Origin of the sequence: Rhizobium sp. 11_C7_N12_5, assembly GCF_051811145.1 — a bacterium.
Taxonomy (GTDB): domain Bacteria; phylum Pseudomonadota; class Alphaproteobacteria; order Rhizobiales; family Rhizobiaceae; genus Rhizobium; species Rhizobium lusitanum.
The window spans coordinates 673959-697550 of record NZ_JBPWPY010000002.1 but is presented as its reverse complement, the minus strand read 5'-3'; the positions used below and the strand labels follow the sequence as shown (position 1 = coordinate 697550).

The 23592-nt window shown below is 61.8% G+C and carries 20 protein-coding genes; 15 read left to right on the top strand and 5 right to left on the bottom strand.

Features of this window, described 5'->3' with window-relative positions; all coding sequences use genetic code 11:
• Window positions 1-88: 88 nt before the first annotated feature.
• Entirely contained in the window at window positions 89-967 is an 879-nt protein-coding gene (locus tag AB8B29_RS22325) for a LysR family transcriptional regulator (RefSeq protein WP_037197657.1), read from the bottom strand.
• Between the two features lie 255 nt (window positions 968-1222).
• Here AB8B29_RS22325 and ampC point away from each other — a divergent pair, with 255 nt between their 5' ends.
• From ampC to AB8B29_RS22290, 7 genes are all read left to right on the top strand, one after another.
• Complete coding sequence (ampC, locus tag AB8B29_RS22320) at window positions 1223-2380, top strand: class C beta-lactamase (protein ID WP_425350019.1); 1158 nt, start codon at window positions 1223-1225, stop codon at window positions 2378-2380.
• Window positions 2381-2938: 558 nt separating this feature from the next.
• Entirely contained in the window at window positions 2939-3337 is a 399-nt protein-coding gene (locus tag AB8B29_RS22315; protein ID WP_037197652.1) for a hypothetical protein, read from the top strand.
• 199 nt (window positions 3338-3536) lie between these two features.
• Complete coding sequence (locus tag AB8B29_RS22310) at window positions 3537-4226, top strand: GntR family transcriptional regulator (RefSeq protein WP_037197748.1); 690 nt, start codon at window positions 3537-3539, stop codon at window positions 4224-4226.
• A gap of 67 nt (window positions 4227-4293) precedes the next feature.
• Window positions 4294-5808, top strand: a complete 1515-nt coding sequence (locus AB8B29_RS22305) for a putative N-acetylmannosamine-6-phosphate 2-epimerase (RefSeq protein ID WP_037197651.1) — start codon at window positions 4294-4296, stop codon at window positions 5806-5808.
• Between the two features lie 49 nt (window positions 5809-5857).
• Window positions 5858-7183 (top strand): extracellular solute-binding protein, encoded by a 1326-nt coding sequence (locus tag AB8B29_RS22300; RefSeq protein ID WP_037197747.1) that lies wholly within the window; start codon window positions 5858-5860, stop codon window positions 7181-7183.
• A 51-nt stretch (window positions 7184-7234) separates the two neighbouring features.
• The gene (locus AB8B29_RS22295; protein WP_037197746.1) at window positions 7235-8101 is read left to right on the top strand and encodes a carbohydrate ABC transporter permease; all 867 of its coding nucleotides are present in this window, start codon (window positions 7235-7237) and stop codon (window positions 8099-8101) included.
• 1 nt (window position 8102) lies between these two features.
• Complete coding sequence (locus AB8B29_RS22290; RefSeq protein ID WP_037197650.1) at window positions 8103-8924, top strand: carbohydrate ABC transporter permease; 822 nt, start codon at window positions 8103-8105, stop codon at window positions 8922-8924.
• A 6-nt stretch (window positions 8925-8930) separates the two neighbouring features.
• Here the strand turns inward: AB8B29_RS22290 and AB8B29_RS22285 are convergent, their stop codons facing one another.
• On the bottom strand, window positions 8931-10109 hold the full coding sequence (locus AB8B29_RS22285) for a M20 family metallopeptidase (protein WP_037197648.1): 1179 nt from the start codon (window positions 10107-10109) through the stop codon (window positions 8931-8933).
• A 62-nt stretch (window positions 10110-10171) separates the two neighbouring features.
• Window positions 10172-10984: an IclR family transcriptional regulator gene (locus AB8B29_RS22280; RefSeq protein ID WP_051963613.1), complete on the bottom strand. Its 813-nt coding sequence runs from the start codon at window positions 10982-10984 to the stop codon at window positions 10172-10174.
• 128 nt (window positions 10985-11112) lie between these two features.
• Here AB8B29_RS22280 and AB8B29_RS22275 point away from each other — a divergent pair, with 128 nt between their 5' ends.
• From AB8B29_RS22275 to AB8B29_RS22240, 8 genes are all read left to right on the top strand, one after another.
• Window positions 11113-12189: a succinylglutamate desuccinylase/aspartoacylase family protein gene (locus tag AB8B29_RS22275; protein WP_051963611.1), complete on the top strand. Its 1077-nt coding sequence runs from the start codon at window positions 11113-11115 to the stop codon at window positions 12187-12189.
• Window positions 12179-13117, top strand: a complete 939-nt coding sequence (locus tag AB8B29_RS22270) for a threonine ammonia-lyase (RefSeq protein ID WP_037197647.1) — start codon at window positions 12179-12181, stop codon at window positions 13115-13117. Before AB8B29_RS22275 ends, AB8B29_RS22270 begins: the two co-directional genes overlap by 11 nt.
• 178 nt (window positions 13118-13295) lie before the next feature.
• Window positions 13296-14315: a sugar ABC transporter substrate-binding protein gene (locus tag AB8B29_RS22265; protein WP_037197646.1), complete on the top strand. Its 1020-nt coding sequence runs from the start codon at window positions 13296-13298 to the stop codon at window positions 14313-14315.
• A gap of 111 nt (window positions 14316-14426) precedes the next feature.
• Entirely contained in the window at window positions 14427-16982 is a 2556-nt protein-coding gene (locus tag AB8B29_RS22260) for an ATP-binding cassette domain-containing protein (RefSeq protein WP_051963627.1), read from the top strand.
• A 9-nt stretch (window positions 16983-16991) separates the two neighbouring features.
• Window positions 16992-18011, top strand: coding sequence for a Gfo/Idh/MocA family protein (locus AB8B29_RS22255; RefSeq protein WP_037197645.1), 1020 nt, complete (start codon window positions 16992-16994; stop codon window positions 18009-18011).
• A 10-nt stretch (window positions 18012-18021) separates the two neighbouring features.
• Entirely contained in the window at window positions 18022-18999 is a 978-nt protein-coding gene (locus tag AB8B29_RS22250) for an ABC transporter permease (protein ID WP_197072767.1), read from the top strand.
• Window positions 18996-19805, top strand: coding sequence for a creatininase family protein (locus AB8B29_RS22245; RefSeq protein ID WP_051963608.1), 810 nt, complete (start codon window positions 18996-18998; stop codon window positions 19803-19805). The genes AB8B29_RS22250 and AB8B29_RS22245 overlap by 4 nt, the downstream gene beginning before the upstream one ends.
• Window positions 19802-21328, top strand: a complete 1527-nt coding sequence (locus AB8B29_RS22240; protein WP_037197643.1) for an aldehyde dehydrogenase family protein — start codon at window positions 19802-19804, stop codon at window positions 21326-21328. The genes AB8B29_RS22245 and AB8B29_RS22240 overlap by 4 nt, the downstream gene beginning before the upstream one ends.
• 99 nt (window positions 21329-21427) lie before the next feature.
• Here AB8B29_RS22240 and AB8B29_RS22235 read toward each other — a convergent pair whose 3' ends face one another.
• Window positions 21428-21892: a RidA family protein gene (locus AB8B29_RS22235; protein ID WP_051963622.1), complete on the bottom strand. Its 465-nt coding sequence runs from the start codon at window positions 21890-21892 to the stop codon at window positions 21428-21430.
• Between the two features lie 23 nt (window positions 21893-21915).
• A complete protein-coding gene (locus AB8B29_RS22230; RefSeq protein WP_037197641.1) occupies window positions 21916-23481 on the bottom strand; it encodes a GMC family oxidoreductase in 1566 nt (521 codons plus the stop codon).
• Window positions 23482-23592: the final 111 nt, after the last annotated feature.

Sequence of the window (23592 nt, the reverse complement as noted above, 5' to 3'; positions counted from 1 at the left end):
GCCGAAGCGAAATCTCGTGGCCCAACATGGGGCCGCGAACAGGAGCAACGTCCTTCATCCCGATCCGAAACGGCGGGCAACTCCAATCCTATGACGGCAGATCCTCGATCTCGGCTGTCAGCCATTGGCGAAACGCCTTCATCGATGCGGTTTCCGCGCGCGATTTCAATCGTGTGAGCCAATAGCTTCCGGTGACAGCGGTGATCCGGAACGGCTGCACGATCCTGCCCGCCTCGATCTCATGCGAGAACATGACGACGGGGACGAGTGCCACGCCGACACCACGCGCGGCGGCCTCCACCAGTGTCAACGAAGAATCGAACATCCAACCGCGAAGATTGGGCGGCGTGAGGCCTGCCGCCCTGAACCAGAGAGCCCACTCGTCGATCCGGTAGGAGCGCAGCAGCTCGACATCGGCAAGGTCGGCCGGCGTGCGCAAACGCGCGCCGATCGAGGGCGTGCAAACCGCCGACAGCGGCGCATCCATCAGATGGATCGCCTCGGTTCCATGCCATGCCCCATCGCCGAAACGCAGGAAGAAATCGAGCCCATCGAGCACCATGTCAGCACGATTGTTGTTCGTCTTCAGACGCAGATCGACATGCGGATGCTGAGCCTTGAACGAGCTCAGCCGAGGCAAAAGCCAGCCGATCGCAAAGGTGCCGACCACGCCGACTGTCAAGATCTCGTCGAAGTTGCCTTCCTCCAGCTGGCTCAAGGTGGCGCTCATGCGGCGAAATGCATCGGTCAGCACGGGCAGCAAGGCATGGCCCTCGTCGGTCAATGCAAGTCCGCGCGGAAGCCGTTTGAACAGCGTTACCCCGAGCACATCCTCCAGCGCCTTGACCTGATGGCTGACGGCCGTCTGCGTCACCCGAAGCTCAAGGCCGGCCCGCGTGAAGCTGCAATGCCGCGCCGAGGCTTCGAAAACGCGGAGCGCGTTCAGCGGAAGTTGTGAAATGTCCATTATGTCCTAAGCCCAAGTTTTTCTCATGCCTAAGCCCAGAATTGATCGTTTGTCTAGGGCACAAGGGGGCGCCATAGTCTGCGTCGCGAGGTGATTGCAGGGGCCAAATGACCCCCAGGCGGCATCGACTGCAACCCCGACCGTGCCCATCAACCCCGGATCCATGACCTCAGGCCGCAATCGTCTGCGCGGCCTGTCCACCAATATGAGGACATTATCTTGCACATGCATCCCATCTCGCTACCGAAACTCGGCATGATCGCCAGCTGCCTTTTCTATGCGGTCAACGCCCATGCGGCAGACGGCAACGATCAGGATCGGCTGGAGCGAGCCGTCAATGATGCAATCCGGCCGGTCATGACGGAAAACGATGTCCCGGGAATGGCCGTCGCGATCACGATCAAGGGCAAGCATTACTTCTTCAACTATGGCGTCGCCTCGAAGGAGACTGGTCAGAAGGTCACAAACGACACGATCTTCGAGCTCGGCTCGATCAGCAAGACCTTCACCGCGGTTCTCGGATCTTACGCTCAGGTCAGCGGAAAACTGTCACTTTCCGATAAGGCGTCGAAGTATCTGCCCGCGCTTACCGGCGGCAGCTTCGACAAGATCAGTCTTCTGGATCTCGGCACATACACGGCAGGCGGCCTGCCCCTGCAGTTTCCGGATGATGTGACTGATCAGGATAAGATGATCGCCTACTATCGCAACTGGCACCCATCCTATGCACCGGCCACCCATCGGCTCTATTCCAATCCCAGCATCGGCTTGTTCGGTTATCTCGCCGCCGAAGCCATGGGCAAGCCATTCGATGCGCTGATGCAGGAAAAGATCTTCGCGGGCCTCGGCCTCAATCATACCTATGTCCGCGTCCCGCCGGGCGAGATGGGCAATTATGCCTACGGCTATTCGAAGCAGGACAAGCCGATCCGCGTGACGCCAGGCGTCCTGGACACGCAAGCCTATGGCGTAAAGACCACTTCGGCTGACATGGTCGGCGTTCTCGAGGCCAATATGGACGGCTCTCGGCTTGACGAAACCCTTCAGCGCGCGATCGCCGCGACCCATGTCGGCTATTACACGGTAGGAAACACGACACAGGCGCTGGGCTGGGAAATCTACGCCTATCCGACGACGCTCACCCGGCTACTGTCAGGCAATTCATCGGACATGGCGCTGAAGCCACATAAGATAACCCGGCTCGTGCCACCACAACAGCCGCGCAAGGATATCTTGCTCAACAAGACCGGCTCGACCAACGGTTTTGGCGCCTATGCGGCCTTCATTCCGGCCAGACAAATCGGGATCGTCCTGCTGGCGAACAAGAACTATCCGATCCCGGAACGCGTCAAGGCCGCATACAAGATCCTGACAGCAATCGAAAGCCTGCCCGGCTCGAACGGCGCGCAATAGGAGGCGGCACCTTCGGAACGTGTTTGATCCACAAAGGGGCCGGCTCTCGGAGAAACGTCGAGGGCCGGCCGCTTTCGTTCTATGTGTCGATTGCTATCGATTGCCGAAAGACCGGTGCGGGGCAGCATCTGCTTGGGAGGCTTCCACCCCGTTGAAGAATTCCTGCAGGAGCCGGGTAATCCGCTCGGGGGATGTGCCCTTGGCATATTCTTCCTGCATACGGCGTCTCACTAATATTTCCAAGACTGACATTTGCTTCACCTCATCAATCCGGCGCGAGGCAAATGTCGCTCTCAATGGCATGGGAGGCAAGTTACAGTTTCTTCATGGTTTTGATCGACCGAAACCGAAATAAACCGAGGGCGCCATGATCTGCCCTTGATCCCGTGCGAGAGCCGGGATGTCCGATCAGGATCAGCTCATCACTAGAGTTGCCAATTGCCAACGCATCGTAGAATTGAAAGCGGCTAAACGGTCGGTTGTTTGCGTTTCGTTAACTTCCGTGCTTTAGCGCGCACACCCCGGCCTCTGGACGAGGTCGTATGCAAGGAATGAACAATGCCCGTAAAGAAAAGCTCTGCTTCTGATGTTTTCCAACGCAAGATCTCGGATTTTTGCGACCTGAGGCTCGCACCTTTGCTGCAGCCCCGCAGCTTTGAAAACCTCAAGGGCTTCATGATCGGGCTTGTCGTCTTCCAGTCGCGTCCTCCGCTGCGGGCCGGAAGAGTGGACTGGCAGGAAATCGCAACGCTTTGCGGCATGGATGCGGAAATGAGCCCGGAGTTCAAACGCGCGGCTCAACCCGGTTTTGACGCGATTCTTCGGTGGCTGAGAGCGGGCCAAGGCAATAAGGCGGCCATCCCTCATGCCGCTCAAAAAGGGCAATTGCAGAGCGCCGGCAAAGCGGGCATCGTGGCGCGGACGGAGCGTCGAGCAATAGCGCCGCAAAGACCATAAGGCAGCCCTCATTGCGGCCCACCTGGCGTCCGTATCACTCTTTTCCTCGCTCGACAGATCGCAAAAAGCCGTACAGTATAATACCAGTATCGGACAGGACGAAATTTCGCTCCTAGTCGTGCGATCGAAGGGAAGGTTTGCCTTGGCGACTGATATCATCGACCTGGTCAGGAGGGAGTTCGCAGCCGGCGCGCCGGGGATGCCGCTGTACAAGCAGCTCAAGACGGCGATCGAAACCGCCATTCGCAACCACGCCTTCAAGTCCGGCTCGGCTCTGCCAGGCGAACGGTCACTCGCCGAGGCCCTGTCGCTGTCGCGCGTGACAGTCCGCAAGGCACTCGCCATGCTGGAAGAGGAGGGCATGGTGAGCCGGCGGCAAGGCGCACGCAGCGAAATCGGCTCCCGGGTCGAAAAATCGCTTTCCACGCTGACCAGCTTCTCAGAAGATCTGCGGGCGCGCGGAATGGAGCCTGGATGCATCTGGCTTTCCAAGCAGTTAACCCGGCCTTCCCCGGCTGAAATGATGGCGCTCGGCATCTCCGCAAACGCGCAAGTCCTGCGCATGCGCAGGGTACGGACCGCCGATGGCGCACCGATTGCGGTGGAGCACGCGGCCGTGCCCGTACGCTTTCTTCCCTCACCTTCGTCCGTTGGCGATTCCCTCTACGAAGCTCTTGCCCAGCGCGGCTTTCTGCCCCTGCGCGCCGTCCAGAGAATGCGGGCGCGGGCCGCTTCTCCTGAAGATGCACAGCATCTGCGCTGCGAGCCGGGCGCACCGATCCTGACGACGGAACGCCGCTGCTTTCTCGCCGATGGAGAGATCGTCGAATATTGCGAGACGCGCTACAAGGGTGAGGTCTACGACTTCGTCTTCGAGCTCCAGAGATAATACCAGTTTAAAACCGGTTGCTTTCTGGTGACCTTGCTCTATCGTGACCCTTCGAAAGGGGTGCCGAATGCGCAAGGAAGATCTCAATCTAAGTCTTATCGTCTCCTGCCAGCCCGTGCCCGATGGCGCGATGGACGAGGCTGTTTTCGTGGCCGGCTTTGCGCGCGCGGCACTCGCAGCCGGCGCGCGAGCCCTGCGCATCGAATCATCAGCCTATGTCGCCGCAGTCAGATCAGCCGTCGACGCGCCGATCATCGGCATCGTCAAGCGCGATCTCGATGACAGTCCGGTGCGCATCACACCCTTCATCGCCGATGTCGAGGCGCTCGCCGATGCGGGTGCCGATATTATCGCCTTCGACGCCACGGATCGGCCTCGCCCAGCAACTATCGAGGCGCTTCTGGCGGCCATCAAGGCCAGGGGCCTGCTCTCCATGGCCGATTGCTCCTGCCTGGACGATGCGAAACGGGCGCTGGCCGCCGGCGCCGATTTCGTCGGCTCGACCATGTCGGGCTATGTCGGCGGCCCCGAACCGGCGGAGCCGGATATCGCGCTGATCGCCGCCATGCGGCAACTGACACCCTATGTCATTGCCGAAGGCCGCATCCGCACCCCGCAGCAGGCGGCCGACGCCGTGCGCGCCGGCGCCTGTGCTGTTGTCGTCGGATCGGCGATCACGCGCACCGAGCACGTGACATCATGGTTCCACGACGCCGTTTCGACCGCCTTCTCGCAGCGCGACGCGGCGACGCTTGCGATCGATATCGGCGGCACGAAGACACTTACGGCCCTGGTACGCGGCGTGCAGGTGCTGGCCGAGGCAACCATTGCCACCAGTCGGGAAGCGGGTCCCGACGATTGGCTGGCTGCCATCGCCGAACAGGCCAAGCATTGGAGCGGCCGATACGAGCGTGTCGGTATTGCCGTAACCGGCCTTATCGACGAAGGGCGCTGGTCGGCACTCAATCCCGCAACGCTCGCGATCCCCGATGGCTACCCGCTCGTCGCGCAGGCAAGCAAATTGTTCGGCAAACCCGCCTTTGCCGTCAACGATGCCCAGGCCGCAGCCTGGGGCGAGCACAGGTTCGGCGCCGGCGGCAACGAGGATACGGTGTTCCTGACCATATCCACCGGCATCGGCGGCGGTGTCGTCATCAACGGAAGCCCCCTGCTCGGTCTTGCTGGCCATTTCGGCCTGCTACGCAGCCCGACGCTCGGCGAAGCTCCACTCGAGGATGTCGCTTCCGGCCGCTGGATGGCAACCGAGGCCGCTCGTAGCGGACATCAGGCCGAGGCGCCCGAGATCTTCGAGCACGCTCGCAACGGCGCGGCCTGGGCGCAGACGATCGTCGCGCAATCGGCGCTGCGCGTCGCGCTCCTGTGCCGCGACATTCAGATGATGTTTGCCCCGAAACGCATCGTCATCGGCGGCGGCATTGGTCTGTCATCCGGCTATCTCGACGCCATCAGCGCGCATCTCGTGGCGCTCCCGCCGCACCTCGCGCCGCATCTGGTCGCCGCAAGCCTCGGCCCACGCGCCGGCATCATCGGCGCGGCGGATCTTGCCAGCCGCAACGGGTAGACGGACCCAATTCGATTCAAGAAACAACGATAAAGGAAAGGGAACAATGATGAAATTCAAGCACATATCGTCCGCAGTGCTCGCCCTTGTGCTATCAGCGGCAGCGCTTCCGGGCTTGGCGAACGCCAAGGTGGTCGTACTCGGCTGGCCTGGTGGTTCGGAGGAAACGGCACTGCGCGCCACCACCGACCTTTACAACAAGACGGCGGCGGATGCCGACAAGATCGAACTTCTGTTCTTCAATCGCGACGGCTTCTTCGACAAGCTGCAGGCCGATATGGCCGCCGGCTCGAATGCCTTCGATGTCAATCTCGTGGCGACCTATTCGATCGGCCGTTATGCACCCTACATGGAGCCGATCGAACTCAATGCCGACGCGCCGAAGGTTTTCGGCGACGCCGTGCTGAAGACGATGCAGTTCGACGGCAAGCAATATGGTGTGCCGACTGACCTCTCACTGCACTTCATGTACTACCGCAAGGATCTCATCGACGCGCTTATCGCCGACCCTGATGCCAAGGCCAAATATGCCGAGATTTCAAAGAAGTATCTCGGCAAGGAGCTTGCGCCCAAGCAGCCGGATGACTGGACGTGGGATGACTGGGCGGCGACCGCACTCTATTTCAGCAAGCAGGTGAACCGCCAAAGCCCGGTGCGCTACGGCACCGTGCTGCAGATGAAGAACCTCCTCTTCAACATGATGGTGTTCCAATCCCTGCCGCGCTCCTATGGCGGCGACTGGACGGACGCGAGCGGCAACGTCACTGTCGATTCCGATGCCTACAAGACCGGCCTCACGCTCTACAAGACACTCTATGACGCCGGCGCTTCGCCGAAGGATTCACTGAGCTACGAATATGCCGAGACCAATGCCGCCTATAGTTCCGGGCAGGCAGCGACCGCGCTGCAATGGAATGCGGCCGCGGCCGAACTCACCGATGTGAAGAAGTCGCCTGTGGTGGCCGATGTCACCGGCATGGTCGCGCCGCCGGCCGGGCCGAATGGACGCGCCGACCATATCCACGGTCTCGGCCTCGGCCTGAACAAGAACGCCAGGAATAAGGAAGGCGCCATCAAGTTCCTCAAATGGCTGTCCTCGGAGGACGCGGCCCTTGCCTATGCCCGTGCCGGTGGCTCCCCCGCCCTGACGCCTGATGTCGTCACCAAGGTGGCCAAGGAACGTCCTGATCTGGTCAAGCTCGGCGAATTTGCCAGCAAATACGGCTACGTGATGACAGGCGCCACCTCCGCAAAGGCGCTTTCTGTGTACGAACTGCAGGCCAAGGAATTCACCGGCTACTGGTCCGGCCAGCAGAGCCTTGAGGATGCGCTTGCCCACACCAAGGCAGGCATGCAGGATCTGTTGAAAAAATAGGGACAGGGCCGGATGCCGGCTCTACGGCATCCGGCCGCTGCGGCTGACAATATGGCTCTCGTAAAACGCGCCGAAGGCAGGCTCTACCTGGCACCGCTTGTCGGGTTTCTTCTGCTGTTCCTCGGCTTTCCGGCACTTCTCAATCTTCTCTATTCCGTCTCCACGGTCTCATTCGAAACGCTGCGCAGCCCTCAGATCAGTGGCTTCGGCAACTATGCCGCGGCCCTGACGGACGCGGCATTTTGGCAATCGGTATGGTTCTCGCTGCGCTTTGGCATCATCACGGCGGTTTCGGAGTGCCTGCTCGGCCTTTTCCTAGCGATTTTCCTAAAGCCGCTCCTGTCGGCACGGCCGGTACTGATGGCACCCTTGATGCTGCCGCTGATGGTCGCGCCCGCCATGGTCGGCCTGATGTACCGCCTCGTGCTGCATGAATTCGCCGGACCGGTGCCCTATTACCTGTTCGAATGGTTCGGCGACAGCCCGGCCTTCCTCGATTATGCGAATGCCTTTCGCACGCTCATCGTGATCGAAGTGCTGCAATGGACGCCATTCGCCTTCCTGCTTTTTTACGTCGCCTATATCGCCATTCCCGAAGACGTCCACGAGGCGGCCGCCCTCGACGGCGCCACGGGCCTGCAGCGGCTGTGGCGCATCGACCTGCCGCTGATGCTTCCAACGCTGACGGTCGCCTTCTTCATACGCTTCATCGACGGCTTCCGCGTTTTCGACAACGTCTATGCATTGACCGGCAGCGGCGCCGGCGGATCGACGACGTCGCTTTCGATCTACATCTACCAGGCCTTCTTCAAGGAAGGCGCCATCGGCAAGGCGGTAGCGGCCTCCGTCGTGCTGTTCATCAGCTCGCTGCTGGTCCTCTACGGCTTGAACTGGCTGAGCGCCCGAAGGAAAAGATAGGATGCTTAAGTCGCTGCGCTGGATCGTCTATGGCCTCGTGGTTTTTGCCATGAACTTCCCCGTCCTCGTCACCCTTATCACCTCGTTCAAGACGACGCGCGAGATCGCCGGCAATCCCGGCCTATGGATCGAGCAACCGACCCTCGACAATTATCTGAAGGTGCTGACGGAAACCGAGCGCTTCAACATCTTCCTCTATCTCGCCAACAGCACCGCAGCTGCCCTCATCGGCACGACCCTTGCGATCCTGCTCGCCTTCCCTGCGGCCTATGTGATCGCGCGCAGCGAGACCGGCCAAAAGCTCTTGCTTCCGCTCGTCATCAACCTTCGCGCCGTTCCCCTGATCGTCTTCGCGATCCCGCTTTATATGATGTATCAATGGTTCGGCCTGCTCGACACGCAGATCGGCCTCGGCCTCATCTTCACGATCGTCAACATTCCACTGGCTCTGGTGATGCTGGTCAACGCGATATCAGACGTGCCGGTGGAGCTCGACGAGGCCGCGACCGTCGATGGAGCAAGCGTCTTCGACATCATGATCCGTATCATTCGCCCGGTGATCCGCCCGACGCTTGTAACCACCTTCATCTTCGGCTTCATCACCGCCTGGAACGAGTTTCTCTTCGGGCTGATGCTGACGACCAGCCGCGCCGTGCCTATGACCGTCGGCGCCTCCTTCTTCTTTGCCGCCAGCGGCGGCGGCGTGCAGTGGGGCATGGCATCGGCGGTCATGATCCTCGGAGCATTGCCGCCGGCGCTGCTCGGTATCGTGATGTATCGGCAGCTGTCCGGCTCGATGACGGCAGGTGCGGTCAAGGGCTAGGCGCGGCTAGAGCCCGCTTGCCAGCGAGACGAGGATATCGGCGCCCCGCGCGACCTCCTCCATGTCGACATGCTCATCGGCGGCGTGAGCCTGTTCGATCCGGCCGGGACCGAAGATCACGGTCGGCGTTCCCGCGCGCGTAAGCTTGGAGGCATCCGAGCCGAACGGCACGCCGATAGCCTCATGAGGCAGACCCGCCTTAGCGAGAACCGCCGACAGCTCCCGGACGATGCGCGCATCTCGCGAGACTTCCATCGACACGGAATCGACGAACGGAGCCTGCATAAGAATGTCGGCGCCGGCGGCATGACCCCGCGCAAAGGCGTTCACCACGTCAGCGATTTCCTGCCAGGCTTCATCACCGGTCTGATCAGGCAGGGTGCGGAAGTCGAAGGTCAAGGAAGCATGACCCGGCACGGTGTTTGCTCCTTCGCCCGCCTGCATCAGCGTGCAGGTCAGGCTGCGACGGCCAAGCAGCGGATGCGTTCGATCGGTCGCGCGCATGTAGCCACGGAGATGGTGCAGGAGATCGGCAGCAACGGCCAAGGCGTCGACGCTGTCCTCAGGCTTTGACGCGTGCCCTGCCCGCCCCCGCACATCGATGACCCAGCGAATGACACCTTTGCAGGCGCGGACGATGGCAAGGCTGGTCGGCTCGCCGGCAACGCCGAGATCATAGGGCTGGTGAGCACGCACATGGTGCTGAACGCCCCGAAAGGTCGTCTCTTCATCGATCGCGGCAACGAAGGTGAGATCGCAGCCGCAGCCGCGCCTTTTCAGCGCCCGCATAGCCAGCATGAACATGGCGAGGCATCCCTTGTCGTCGACGGAACCTCGGCCATAGAGCCTCGTGCCCTCGATGCGCGGCTGGAAGGGCGACGCCATGCCCTCCACCTGAACCGTATCGGTATGCCCTTCCCAGATCATCGCCGGCGCTCCTGGCCGGCCACGCAGATGGGCGACGACATTGGGGCGTCCAGGCAGGACCTCCTCCATCGCGACCTCGATCCCCTCGCGGCTCAACCAGTCGGCGATGAACGTGGCCAGCTTTGCCTCGCCGAACCAGCCCGCCGGCAAGCTCGGCTGAAGGAAGTCGGGATTGATGCTGGGGATCGACACCATGGCGCTCAACAGGCTCGCAACCTCTTGCGGTTCGATGCGATCATGTCCTGCAGCGGCACTCATCCGGTCGATCCTCTCTATGGCCTATCGCGTGATATCACCGACGCGACATGCCTCGACATGCATCAACCGCCAGCACCCATCTCCTTGGGCGAGCGCAGACGCGGCGAGAGCCGCGCGGAGATGCGGTCGCAGGCGGCTTGCAGGACGCTGAGCGTGGCGGCGTGGCGGCTTTCCCGCGTATGACGATTGATATAGGCGATGATAATCGACGCGATGGCATTGCCATCGGCATCGATGACGGGACAGCAAATGTCCGTAATGCCGACGAAGTCACGGCTGTTATGCAGCTCGTAGCCTCTTCGGCGTATGGCCGTCAGCTGCTTGTCCAGCGCCTTGCGGTCGATCGGTGCGGCTGAGCGCGCCTGGCATTCATCGATGATCCGTTTCGCCGTGGCGGGTGATTGGAAGGCAAGGATCACCTGGCCGGAGGTTGAATCCGTTGCGAGCCGACCGTAACCCAGCCTCAGCGTGAACGACATGTCCTCGCCGCCGGGCACGGCGGCGGTGACGACGGTCAGCCCGTGGCTGATGACGACGAGATGGGGCGACTGCTGGCTTTCCAGCGCGATCGTGGACAGCTCCGGCATCGCCGCCGTCATCAGGTCCTGGGTGCTCGGCGTATGCAGCCCGAGCTTGAAAAGCCGGTCCGTCAGCGAAAAGGCATCCGTCTCGGCATCGCGCTCTATGTATCCGCGTTCCTGCAGGGCAACGAGCATGCGAAAGATCTCATTCTTCGAACGGCCCAAGCCGTCGGCGATCGCCTTCATCGTCAGGGACGTGTCGGCCTCGGCAAGCAGTTCCAGGACTTCCAACCCCTTCGTCAGGGCTGGAGCCGAGTAGGAAAGCTTGCCGCCCTCATTGGAACCATTGCTCATGAATCGAATCCTCCATGGGTCACCAACCATAGGAACTGCAGTAGCGCTTGTCATTCGTTTCATATTCAAACTTGACACCATATATAAAACCGCCATGATACCTCCAGCAAGATAGATGAGCGGACGCCATGACAAATTTCAGTGTGGTAAAATCGGGCGCTTCGGAGCGAAAGCCGCTGACACCGCGTCGCAACAGCATCTTCACCTCAGTCGATCTCGATCGCTCCGGCAAGCAGATCGGCTATTTCTGCGTGCCGCAATCGCCGCATGACGATGCCTGGGGTGTCGTTCAGGTGCCGATCGCCGTCGTCAAGAACGGTACCGGGCCGACGGTGCTGATCGAAGCGGGCAACCATGGCGATGAATATGAAGGGCCGATCGCGCTCGGCGAATTGCTGCGCGAAATCGATCCCGCCGACGTGACCGGACGCATCATCGCGATCCCGGCCATCAACGTGCGTGCCGTCGAGGCCGGCCAGCGGACATCGCCCATCGACGGGCTCAATTTCAACCGCAGTTTTCCCGGCGATTTCAACGGCACGCTGACAAGCCAGATTGCCGCCTATGTCAACGATTGTCTGTTTCCCATCGCGGACTATTTCCTTGATCTCCACTCCGGCGGATCGTCGCTGATGATCCTCCCAAGCGCCATCATCGAGCCGTCTCCGACGACGGAGGGGCATCGGCGCAACATAAGGGCCACCCTCGCCTTCGGCGCACCGACCGTCGTCATGATCGACAATCTCGGCGACACCCGTACGTCGACTGCGGCAGCCAACCAGCAGGGCCTGATCGTCATCGGCAGCGAGATGGCCGGCGGCGGCCTCGTCAGCCAGGAAGCGCTCACCATCTGCCGACGTGGCATCCGCAATATCCTCAAGCATGCGGGCGTGCTGAAAGGCGCGCCGGATGTACCGGCCGGCGCCAATGCGCGGGTACTGAAGGTGCCGGGCACGGAGGGCTACGTACTTTCCGAGGACGACGGCGTGTTCGAGCCGATCAGCGAGCTCGGCACCGCCGTCAAGAAGGGCGAGATCGCGGGCCGGATCCATTTCCTGCGCTCGCCGGCCCGGGAACCCGTCATCCTCCATCATCCGATCGATGGTATCGTTTTCGCCAAGCGCCAGCCCGGCCGGGTCCGCCCCGGCAATTGCTGTTTCGTGCTTGCCAACGAATATCCGGAGGCGTTGAGCAATGAGCTATGAGGATATCAAGGCCGCCGCCCTTCGCATCGCCCCCTTCGTACGCCGCACGCCGACGATCAAGCTCGAGCATTGCGCCGGCTTCGATCTGCGCAACGATTTCCACCTGAAGCTCGAATGCCTGCAGGTGAGCGGCTCCTTCAAGATTCGCGGCGCGGCAAATCGCGTAAGGTCGCTGCCGCCTGAGCGAATTCAGCGGGGCCTCGTGGCGGCCTCCGGCGGCAATCATGGTCTCGCCACCGCCTACATGGCGCATCAGTCCGGCGTTCCGGCAACGATCTTTCTGCCGAGCAATGCCAGTCCCATCAAGGAAGAGAAGCTTCGTCGCTGGGGCGCGGAGGTTCGCCGTGCCGGCAACGTATGGGACGAGGCACAGGAGGCCGCACTTGCCTTTGCCGAACGGCAAGGCGCATTCTGCATGCATCCCTTTGCGGACGAGGCCATCGTTTCAGGCCAGGGAACGGTGGCTTTGGAGATGGTGGAACAATTGCCCGAGGCCGATCTCTACATCGTCGCAATCGGCGGTGGCGGCCTGATCGCCGGTATGTCCCAGGTCATCAAGACGGTCAATCCGAAGGCGCGGATCATCGGCGTCGAGCCTGTCGGCTCGCCAACGCTGCGCGCCTGCTTCGATGCCGGCCGGGTCGTGCGTCTTGCCGAGGTCACCACCAGGGTCGCAACGATGGCCTGCGGCCGCACAGACGAGGGCATCTACGAGATCGCACGGCGCAATGTCGATGATATCGTTCTGGTCGACGACGATGCCATGCAACGTGCCGCTGCACTGCTATGGTTCGAGTTCGGTATCGCTGCGGATTTGAGCGGCGCTGCCTCATTGGCCGCCGTCATGTCGGGAGCCCTCGTGCCGCCACCCGGAGCCCGCATCGCCGGCCTCGTCTGCGGCTCGGGAGTCGATGGCTTTAACGCGTAAAGGTTGAATAATTCTAGCACATTTAGAAAGTGCTGTATAAGAATGAGCGCAAAGCGCCATAGTCGCCGACAGGACGCGTCACTGGGGACGAATGCCTGATCGGCGGAATGTGAAGAAGAGGCGAGACAATCGCCCGCCATGATCACGAAAAGCCTTCAAGGCAGAGGAGAACAGAAACATGCGCGCACTTCTGAAAGCATCCGTCGCCCTGCTCGCGCTTGCGCTTGCAACACCATCGATCGCCAAGGACAAGGTTCTTGGCCTGGCAGCGATCGACCTGCAAAACTCGTTCTTCGTCCGCATGAAGGAAGCCGGCGATGTCGCCAGCAAGGACTATGGCGTAAAGGCCACCTGGCAGAGCGCCGAGGGCAGCCTGGAAAAGCAGGTAGGCATTATCGAGAATTTCGTCAACCAGGGCGTCAGCGCCATTCTGATCGACCCGATCGACAAGAATGCTGTCGTTCCTGCCATCAAGAAGGCGCTGGCTGCCGGCATCCCGGTCATCACCATGGGCAACAAGGTCGAGGCCGGCGGCAACTATTCGACGCTCTATCCCGACTATGACAATATGTCGATGGTCGCCCGTGCCGTCGGCACGTCGCTCGGCGGCGAGGGCGAAGTCGCCTTGCTTGTCGGCTCTCGCGGCAACTTCGTTTCAGATACGCGCGAGAAGGGCTTCGTCGAAACGATGAAGAAGGAGTTTCCGAAGATCAAGATCGTCGGCATCGAGCCGACCGGATGGGATGCCGCCAAGGCAACCAACGCCGCGCAGACATGGCTGACGACCTATCCGGATCTTAAAGCCATCGCATGCATTTCCGACAGCCTTTGCCTTGCCGCCGATTCCGTTGCCAGCTCGATGAACATCAACCTGATCTATGGCGGCTATGACGGCGATGCCGAGATGAAGGATCTGATCGACAACGGCAAGATGGTCATGGATGTGCTCACCGGCGCCTATCGCGTCGGCTATTGGAACATTGCGGTCGCCGCACGTCTTGCCAACGGCGAGAAAATGCCGAACGATCTCTTTATGCCGACTTATTTCGTGACCTCGGACGCGACAGCGGAAAAACTGAAGAAGGCCGGCCTCAATTTCGAGCATATCAACACCGACAAGGAAGCGGTGGAAGCCAAGAACTATACGGAGCAGCTTGGACCGAAGGTTCCGACCTCGGCAATGACCGTCGGGAAATAAGTCCGACGCAGGGCTGCCGGTACGCATCCGTACCGGCGGTCCCCACTCCATGAACATCCTGAATCCTCGCCCCTCCGGGCGATGCGCATCGTGTTCGAGAGGCGGCCGACCATGCTTCAAAACCGGATTTCATCCCTGCTCCGCCGCAACGAGCCGGTGCTGGTGATCGTTCTTGCCATTGCCGTCGTCGTCTTCGGCTGGATCGACCCGCGGTTCCTGACGGCGGGCAACTTCGTGAGCATCGCCCAGCAGAGCGCCGTCATCGCACTCATCGCCTTCGCCATGACGGCCGTTATCATTGCCCGCGGCATCGATATCTCCGTCGGCAGCACGCTGGCGTTTTCCGGTGTGGCCGCCGGTCTCGTCTATGCAGCGACCGGCTCGGCTGCGGCGACACTCCTGACCGCGATCCTGGCCGGCTCCGTCATAGGCCTGCTGAACGGCGTGTTGATCGGCTTTGCCGGCATCTCTCCCTTCATTGCAACGCTCGCGACCATGGCCTTCGCACGCGGGCTTTCGCTCAGCCTTTCGGGCGCATCGAGCATCGCGATCGACAATCCCATCGTTCTCTATGCCGGGCGCGAAAGCCTCGGTCCCATTCCAGCTGCCATCATCGTCGCAGCCGTTTGCCTGCTTGCCTGGTGGTTCGTCCTTGCCCGCACCGTCTATGGCCGCTGGATCTATGCCGTCGGCGGCAATGCCGATGCGGCGCGGGCCTCCATGGTGCCGGTCGGCCTTGTGCGCATCTCGGTTTATCTCATCGCCGGAGCCACCGCCGGGCTCGGCGCCATCCTGACGATCGGCCGTCTCGGCTCGGCCCAGCCGCTGGCCGGCACCGGCCTCGAATTCACCGCCATCACGGCAGCGATCGTCGGCGGCACCAAGCTTTCAGGCGGGCAAGGCTCCATCTGGGGCACCGCGATCGGGGCATTGCTTCTCGGCGTGATCAATACCGGGCTTTCCTTTCTCCAGGTGCCGCAGATCGTCATCTACTACATCACCGGCGCCCTTATTCTCGTTGCGGTGCTGGCCAGCCAGCCGGAGAGCATCACTGCATTCGTCAAAAGCGGCCGGCGCAAAAGCCAGGCGACAAAGGCCGCTCCGCCTCAGAATGGCGCGGCGAAAGCGCCGGCGGGTCGGCGCATAGAGCTGCGCGCCCTCGGCAAGTCATTCCCCGGCGTCAAGGCATTGGACGGCGTTTCATTCGCTATATCGTCGGGCGAGGTCGTAGCGCTCGCCGGCGAGAACGGTGCTGGCAAATCGACGCTGGTAAAGTGCATTTCCGGCGTCTACCGGCCCGATGAAGGCGATATCGCCATCGACGGTCGTCTGGTCGATTTTCATGCACCGAGCGATGCCGAGGGCATCAGCGTTATCCATCAGCATTTCAGCCTTTCGCCCGATCTGACGGTCGCCGAGAACCTCTTCGTCGGCCGCGAGCCGCATACGCGCCTCGGCCTGCTGGACCGTGGCCGCATGCGGCGCGAAGCCGCCGCGATCATGCGGGAGCTGTCGCTCGATATCGACATCGATGCCGAACTGCGGACCCTCTCCGTTGGCCGCCAGCAGATGGTGGAGATCGCCCGCGCCGTCCTGTCCGACGCCTGGCTCTTCATCATGGACGAGCCGACGAGCGCGCTTTCCAATCGCGAGCGGGATCATCTCTATGAGCTTATCGCCAAGCTCAGGCAACGCGGAGCGGGAATTCTCTACATCTCGCACAAGATGGAGGAAATCTTCAGCCAGTGCGACCGCGTGGTCGTGTTGCGCGACGGCAAGTTCATCGGCGAACGGCAGACGCGGCTGACCAACGAAGCGGAGATCGTCTCGATGATGGTCGGCCGCGATCTCGGCGACATCTTCCCCTATCTAAAGGCCGATATTCGCGAAAAAGCGGTGGAGGTGCTGGATGCCTCGAACGGCAAGCTGCTGAAATCCGCCTCGCTCTGCGTCCATCGCGGCGAGATCGTTGCGATTGCCGGACTGATGGGCAGCGGCCGTTCGGAAGTGCTGCGGTTGATCGCCGGTCTAGAAACGCTGCACGGCGGGTCCATCGAGATCTTTGGCAAGGGGCAATCCGGCGGCGACATCAAGGCGGCGAACCGCGCCGGCATCGTCTATATCCCGGAGGACCGGCACCTCGAAGGCTTTGTTGGCACCATGTCCATCCGCGACAACCTTTCGCTCGCCTGGATACGCGGCAATAGCCGCTTCGGCCTGCTGTCGCCGCGCCGGATCAGCCGCTTGGCGGGCGAATTGATTGCCTCCCTCGGTGTGCGGCCGGCACAGCCGGACAAGCGGACAATCGAGCTTTCCGGCGGCAACCAGCAGAAGGTCGTCATCGGCAAATGGCTGGCGACGAAGCCGCAGATCATCCTGCTCGACGAGCCGACGCGCGGCGTTGACGTCGGCGCCAAGTCCGAGCTGCACCACCTTATCGCCGAGCTGAAACGGCAGGGCGCCGCCATCCTGATGGTATCGAGTGAATTGCCCGAAGTGCTCGGCGTCGCCGACCGCATCATTGTCATGCGCGAGGGGCGTTCGGTCGGCGAACTCGGGCGCGGCGCCAGCGAAGAGGACGTGATGGCGCTCGCCTTCAGCGAAACTATTCAGCCCCCGAATATCAATCCGAATGACGCCCAGAGCGCACCGCAACACGTTGCGTGAGGAGGTTTTATGAGCAGACTGCGCATAGCGATCGTCGGCGCTGGCTTCATGGGACGTCTGCATGCTCGCGTGGTGGCCGATAGCGACCTTGCCGAGGTTTCCGCCATCATCGATCCGAATGTCGAACTCGGCCGACAGGCAGCGGATGAATTCGGTGTTCCTCATTTCGCAGATGTGGCGTCCGCGCTCAGCGCCGGCGCGGCGGATGCCTATATCGTCGCCGCACCCGACCGGCTGCATGAGGCCGTCACCTGCGAACTCCTCGAGGCAAGCAAACCAGTCCTTCTCGAAAAGCCGATGGCCCATACGCTCGACGCGGCCAAGACCATTGCAAGAACGGCGAAGAGAAGCGGCGCGCGCCTGCTCGTCGCCCATATTCTTCGCTTCGATCCCCGCTATTGCGAGGCAGCAGTTGCCGTGCGTGAAGGCCGCATCGGCCAGCCGATCCATGCCAGCAGCGGCCGTTTCACCAAGCGCGACGTCGGCCAGCGGATGAACGGCAAGTCGAGCGTCTGTTTCTATCTGGGCATTCATGACATCGACATGCTGCAATGGATCAGCGGCGCCGACGTCACCTCGGTTTACTCGCGCGCAGTCTCCAAGCTCATGCCCTCGCTCGGCATCGCTTCGGAGGACGCGATTTTCTCGACGGTCGAAATGTCGAACGGCATGAGCGGCCAGCTCTATTTCGGCTGGACGCTGCCGGATACCGCTCCGACCGGCATATGGGCGCGCACCGAAGTCGTCGGCACCGATGGCCTGATCGATCTCGATGTCCGCGACCATGGTCTGCGGCTGCTATCGCGCGGCTCCTGGTCTTTGCCTGATAGCCAGCACTGGCCGACGACGAACGGACATATCGTCGGCGATCTCTACGAGGAAGTCAGGCATTTCATTTCGGCGGTCCGATTCGAAAAACCCTTCGTCATGCCGGTCGAGGATGCCTTGAGGGCTGTTGCCGTCAATGACGCCATCCTGCGCAGCGTCGACACCGGCAAGCGCGAAGCGGTGGAAGACTGGCACATTTGAGGCGGGACAGATGATGACAACGACAAACAATCTGCGGCTGAGGCGTATCCTCGATCTTTCACCGGTCATCCTGCTCGCAGTGCTGCTGGCGGTCTTCTCGGCCGCTGATCCGCGCGTGATCTCGACGCAGAGCCTGATCAATATCGTGTCGCAGGCAACACCGGTTGCGGTGCTCGCCCTTGGCGCGCTGATTGTGCTCTTGACCGCCGGCATCGATCTGTCGGCCGGCGTAGGCGTTGCCTTCTGCGCCGTGCTGATCGCGACCTTGATCGATTCCGGGCTCGGCCTGCCTGCTGCCCTGGTGATCGCGCTGGTCGTCATGCTCCTCGTCGGATTGGTGAATGGCCTCGTCATCGCGCTGCTGAGAATCCCGCCCTTCGTGACGACGCTTGCCACCATGGTGGCGCTGCAGGGCGCGACGCTCGGCGTCGCCTCCAAGGGCGTGCTGGTATTGCGTGAGCCGGCCTTGAAGTTCATCGGCATCGAACGCACCCTCGGCATACCGAACGTCATCTTCGCAACGCTCGCCATCATCCTCGTCGCCGCCGTGCTGATGCGCCGCAGCGCCTTCGGGCTAAGAACCTACGCCCTCGGCTCCGATGCCGCGGCGGCAGAACTGGCCGGCATCCCGGTCACGCGACACTTTATCCTCGTCTACTGCGCATCCGGCCTTTTCGTGTTTCTGACGGCTTTCATCATGATCAGCCGGGTTCCCGTCGTCACGCCGAATATCGGCGGAACATCACTGCTGCTGGATGCGATCGCAGCGGCCGTTCTTGGCGGCACCAGCATCTTCGGCGGCCGCGGCACGGTCTGGGGCGCCGTGGTCGGCGCGCTGATCGTCAGCCTTTTGACGACGGCCCTGCGCATCTTCGGTACTGACCCATCGAGCCTGGAGCTCTACAAGGGCGCCATCATCATCGCCGCGCTTCTTGCCGACGCCGCCATGACACACGCGAAGGCTCGCCTCGTGGAGGCTTCACGATGACCTCCTCTCGTGACGATGCCACCATCAAGCACACAACCGGCTTTGCCTTCATGACCTCGCCGGACGCGAAGGCGCTGAGCAAAAGCGGACGGAAACGACAGGTCGCAATATTGCCTGTCGGCGCCGTCGAACAGCACGGCCCGCATCTGCCACTCGGCGTCGATATCTGGCTTGCCCATGCCGTCGCGCTCGCTACGGCTGAAGGCGAAGAGGGTATGCGCGTCTGCGAGCCTTTGGCCTATGGCTCCTCCCATCATCATCGCGCTTTCGCGGGAACGATGAGTCTCAGCCCCGACACATTCATCGCCGTTCTGGTCGATCTCTGCACCTGCCTTTCCGAGGACGGCTTTCTCCCCGTCATCCTCAACGGCCATGGCGGCAACCGCGCTGCCATGCAGGTGGCGATCACCAAGCTCGGGCAGCGCGGCATCACGTCAGCCGGCTTCTCTTATTTCGACCTTATCGCCGACATAGCGGCCGAGGTCCTGCCCGATGCGGCCGGCGGCACCGGCCATGCCTGTGCGCTCGAAACCTCCCTGATGATGCATGTCGTGCCGGCAAGCGTCCGCGAACCGTTGATTCCGGAGGGCACGACACCGCCCTCCTGGCCGGATCCGCATCTGTTTGCCGGCTCTGCCGTTACCGTGTGGAGGCCGTTCGAAACCATCCGGGACAATGGCGTCATCGGCACACCATCGGAAGCATCCCGGCAAGCCGGAGAAACGCTGTTTGCCGCCGCCGTCGAGCGTAGCCGCGCCACGATCCTCAGAATCCAAAAGGACTACGGTCAAAGGAGGCCTTCATGACATTCCATTTCAAATCCTCGATCGACGGTCCGCACCTGCGCGGCATGCCGATCGTCAGCGAGACGGAATCGGGCGCGCGCGTCGGCAAGAACCGGATCGGTTCGGAATGGGTTGCCGGCAGCACCGGCACCTTTCTTGCGGTCGACAGTCCGGCAACGGGCGAGAGACTGGGATATCTGGCGCTGTCGACCCGCGCCGATGTCGGGCGCGCGGTGGCAGCCGCAGAGGCCGCGCGCGAAACCATGCGCAAGATGGGCGTCTTTGCGCGCGCGGCCCTTTGCATGAAGATCGCCGACGAAATCGATCGCCGCGCCGAGGAACTCGCCCGGCTTCTGTGCCTTGAACAGGGCAAGCCTTTCCACGCCGAGGCCAAAGGCGAGATTGCCGCAGCAGCCCTCGGCTTCCGCAATGCTGCCGAGCAGATCAAATGGCTGGAAACGGCTGCCTTCCCGGTCGCAGACGCCAACAAGCGCGCCTTCAGCTTCCTGCAGCCGAAGGGCGTCTTCGCCATCATCACGCCATGGAACTTCCCCGCCGCCCTGCCCTGCCTCTATTATCTCGGCCCGGCCGTCGCGACCGGCAATAGCGTCGTCTGGGTTCCGGCGCCGACGACGTCGCTGATCGCTGTAGCGCTGATGGAATGCATGATCGAGGCCGATGTGCCTGATGGTGTCATAAACCTCGTTCTCGGCGATGGCGCGGAAGTTGGCGATGAGGCCGTCATCCACCCGGGCATACATGCCATCGGCTTCACCGGTAGCTCGGCCACAGGCGCGACAATCGCTCGCCGTGGCGCCGGCAAGCCGCTGCTGCTCGAGATGGGCGGCAATGGTCCGACCATCGTGCTTGCCGACGCCGATATCGACATGGCGGCGGCCGAGATCGGCGCGGGGTGCTTTGCCAATGCAGGGCAGATTTGCACCGCGACCGAGCGGGTTCTCGTGCATAGATCCGTGCATGATCGCTTCGTGGATGGGCTGATGAACGCGGCCGGCAAGGTGCGCATGGGCGATCCCTTCGACCCGTCGACAACGATGGGGCCGCTCAACAATGCGGCATCGCTCGACAAGATGCTGAGCCATATGGCCGATGCGCATGCTCATCAGGCACGCGTCGTGACCGGCGGTGGCATAGCCGTGGGATTGCCGACCAACCTCTATTTCGAGCCGACAGTCGTGACCGGACTGACACGCGAGAGCCTTTTGAACACCGAGGAATCCTTCGGCCCGGTCGCCCCGGTGCTGACGTTCGATACGGATGAGGAGGCTTTGGAGCTCGCGGCCTCCAGCCCATACGGCCTGTCGGCGGCAGTATTCACCAACACGATCAAGAGGGCCTTCTTCTTTACCGAAAGCCTTCGCGTCGGCATCGTCAACGTTAATGAGAAAAGCTGCTATTGGGAGCCGCATATTCCCGCCGGCGGCGCAGCCGGAACGCGGAGCGGGCTTGGCCGCACAGGCGGCCGGCACACACTCATGGAAATGTGCGATCTGAAGACGATGACGATCGATATTTCGCGATAAGCAGGAATGCTGCCGGCCCGGCAACACGCCGGGCCGCAATAAAAAAATGGCCTTCGCACACAGAGCAAACGAAGGCCAGTTGGGGAAAACAGTCAAAAATCAGTCGCGCGGCAGCACGCGCAGGATAGCCTCGATCTCCACGGTGATGCCGTTCGGCAGGGATCCCATGCCGACGGCGGAACGAGCGTGACGGCCCGCCTCACCCAGCACTTCGATGAGCAGATCCGATGCTCCATTGATCACCTTCGGATGATCGGCAAACTCGGGAACCGCATTGACCATACCGAGCAGCTTGATCACCTCGACACGGTTGAGATCGCCGACGGCATCGTGGATGACGCCGAGCAATTGCAGGCCGACGAGGCGCGCATGCTGATAGGCTTCCTCCAAGCTCACATCCTTGCCGACCTTGCCGACGCACCAGGACCCGTCAGGGCGTTGCGGCCCCTGCCCGGCGAGATAGAGCATCTCACCGCACAACTTGGCCGGAATATAATTGCCCGCCGCTTTCGGCGTCTTCGGCAGCGTGAGCCCCAGGGCACTCAGCCGTTCGTAAGCATCCATCGCCATGCGTCCGCCCTCCGCTTTCAATGGACAGCCCCTCGCAGGCTGTCAGCCATCTTCTCGCCTATCATGATGGTGGTGAGATTGGTGTTGGCCTGGCAGTCGAGCGGCATGATCGACGCATCGATGACGCGCAGACCTTCGAAGCCGTTGACGCGGCATTCCGGATCGACGACGCCGGCGCCGGCACGCCCCATGCTGCAGCCACCGATACCATGCTGTGCATCGGAAGATTGCGTCAGCAGGAAATCCTCCACCGCTACATCGCTGGCAGTGTCGAGCCAGGAGAGCGGCAGATCGGAATCACCCAGCAATATGCCTTCGGTGATGGCCTGGATCGGCGCCTGCGCTGCCATCCTGCCGAGATGGCGGTAACCGGCGCGCATGCGCGCCAGATCGAGCGGATGGGACAGCATGTTCTCCTCGACGACGGGCTGATCGAGCGGATTGACCGAGCGGAGGCTGACCGAGCCGCGGCTCTTGGCCTCCATGAGGATCAGATTGATCATTGCCTCGCCGAATTGGGCGCTGTCGGATTCGACGCCGATACCACCGTGGTTCATCGACACGAAGAGAATATCGTCGCGTTGCGCGCCTGGAAGACCCGAGCTCATGCGCACGCAGCAATTGGTATGGCGCGCGTTGACATCGGTCGCCTTAAACTCGCTCTTCAGCTTCAGTTCGATGCGGCAGTAGGGATGATCGAAGAAATTCTCGCCGACCGGCAAGTCAGCGACAACCTCGACGCCGCGTTTTCTAAGCAATGTCGCCGGGCCGATGCCGGAGCGCTGCAGAATGACGGGCGAGTGAATGGAACCGGCCGAGAGAATGACGAGCGGCGCAAGGAATGTCTTCGCCTGACCATTGACGATGGCGCTCACCCCCGTCGCCCTGCGGCCATCAAGAATGACCTTGTCGACGGTCGTCGAGCCGACGATCGTCAGGTTGGCACGGCCGCGCGCCGGCTCCAGATAGGCATCATTGACCGAAACGCGTTTGCCATTGCGGCTATTGATCGGATAGCAGCACACGCCTTCGGCTTCAGGGTCATTCAGGTCATCGTTCCAGCTATGGCCGAGAGCCAGCGCACTGTCGCGCATCGCCCTATCGACATTGCCCCATGTATCGACAGGCGCGCGATAAATCGGTGTCGGCCCGCCGCGACCATGGTAGTCCGCATCGATAGGATCGTCCTCGAGCCGGTTGAAGAATGGAAGCACATCGGTACCGGACCATCCGTTACAGCCGATATCGGCCCAACGGTCGAAGGCATGGAGCAGGCCGCGAATGGCAATCTGACCGTTGACGGCGGTCGAGCCGCCCATGCCCTTGCCGCGCCAATAGACGCGATGCGGCTGCCTTTTCGTCCGGCGCGCCATCAAATCCGGATACATGTAGGCTTCCTGGAAGCGGCGCGGCAAAAGGAGGTTGAACGGGTTCGGACTTTCCATTTCGGCTGGCTGTCCGCTGCTGCGATAGTCGGGGCCGGCCTCCAGCAACAACACCTTCTTGCTTAGGTCTTCCGTCAACCGGCCGGCAAGCACTGCGCCCGCGGCTCCGGCACCGACAATGATGACATCATAAGGCATGCGGTCATTCCCCGTTCTATTTGTGTGATATTTCGCCTGCGCGACGTACTCCCCATTGCAGCCGGCCATAAGGACACCGGCGCATCAAGATCATCACATTTCGGTTTATAT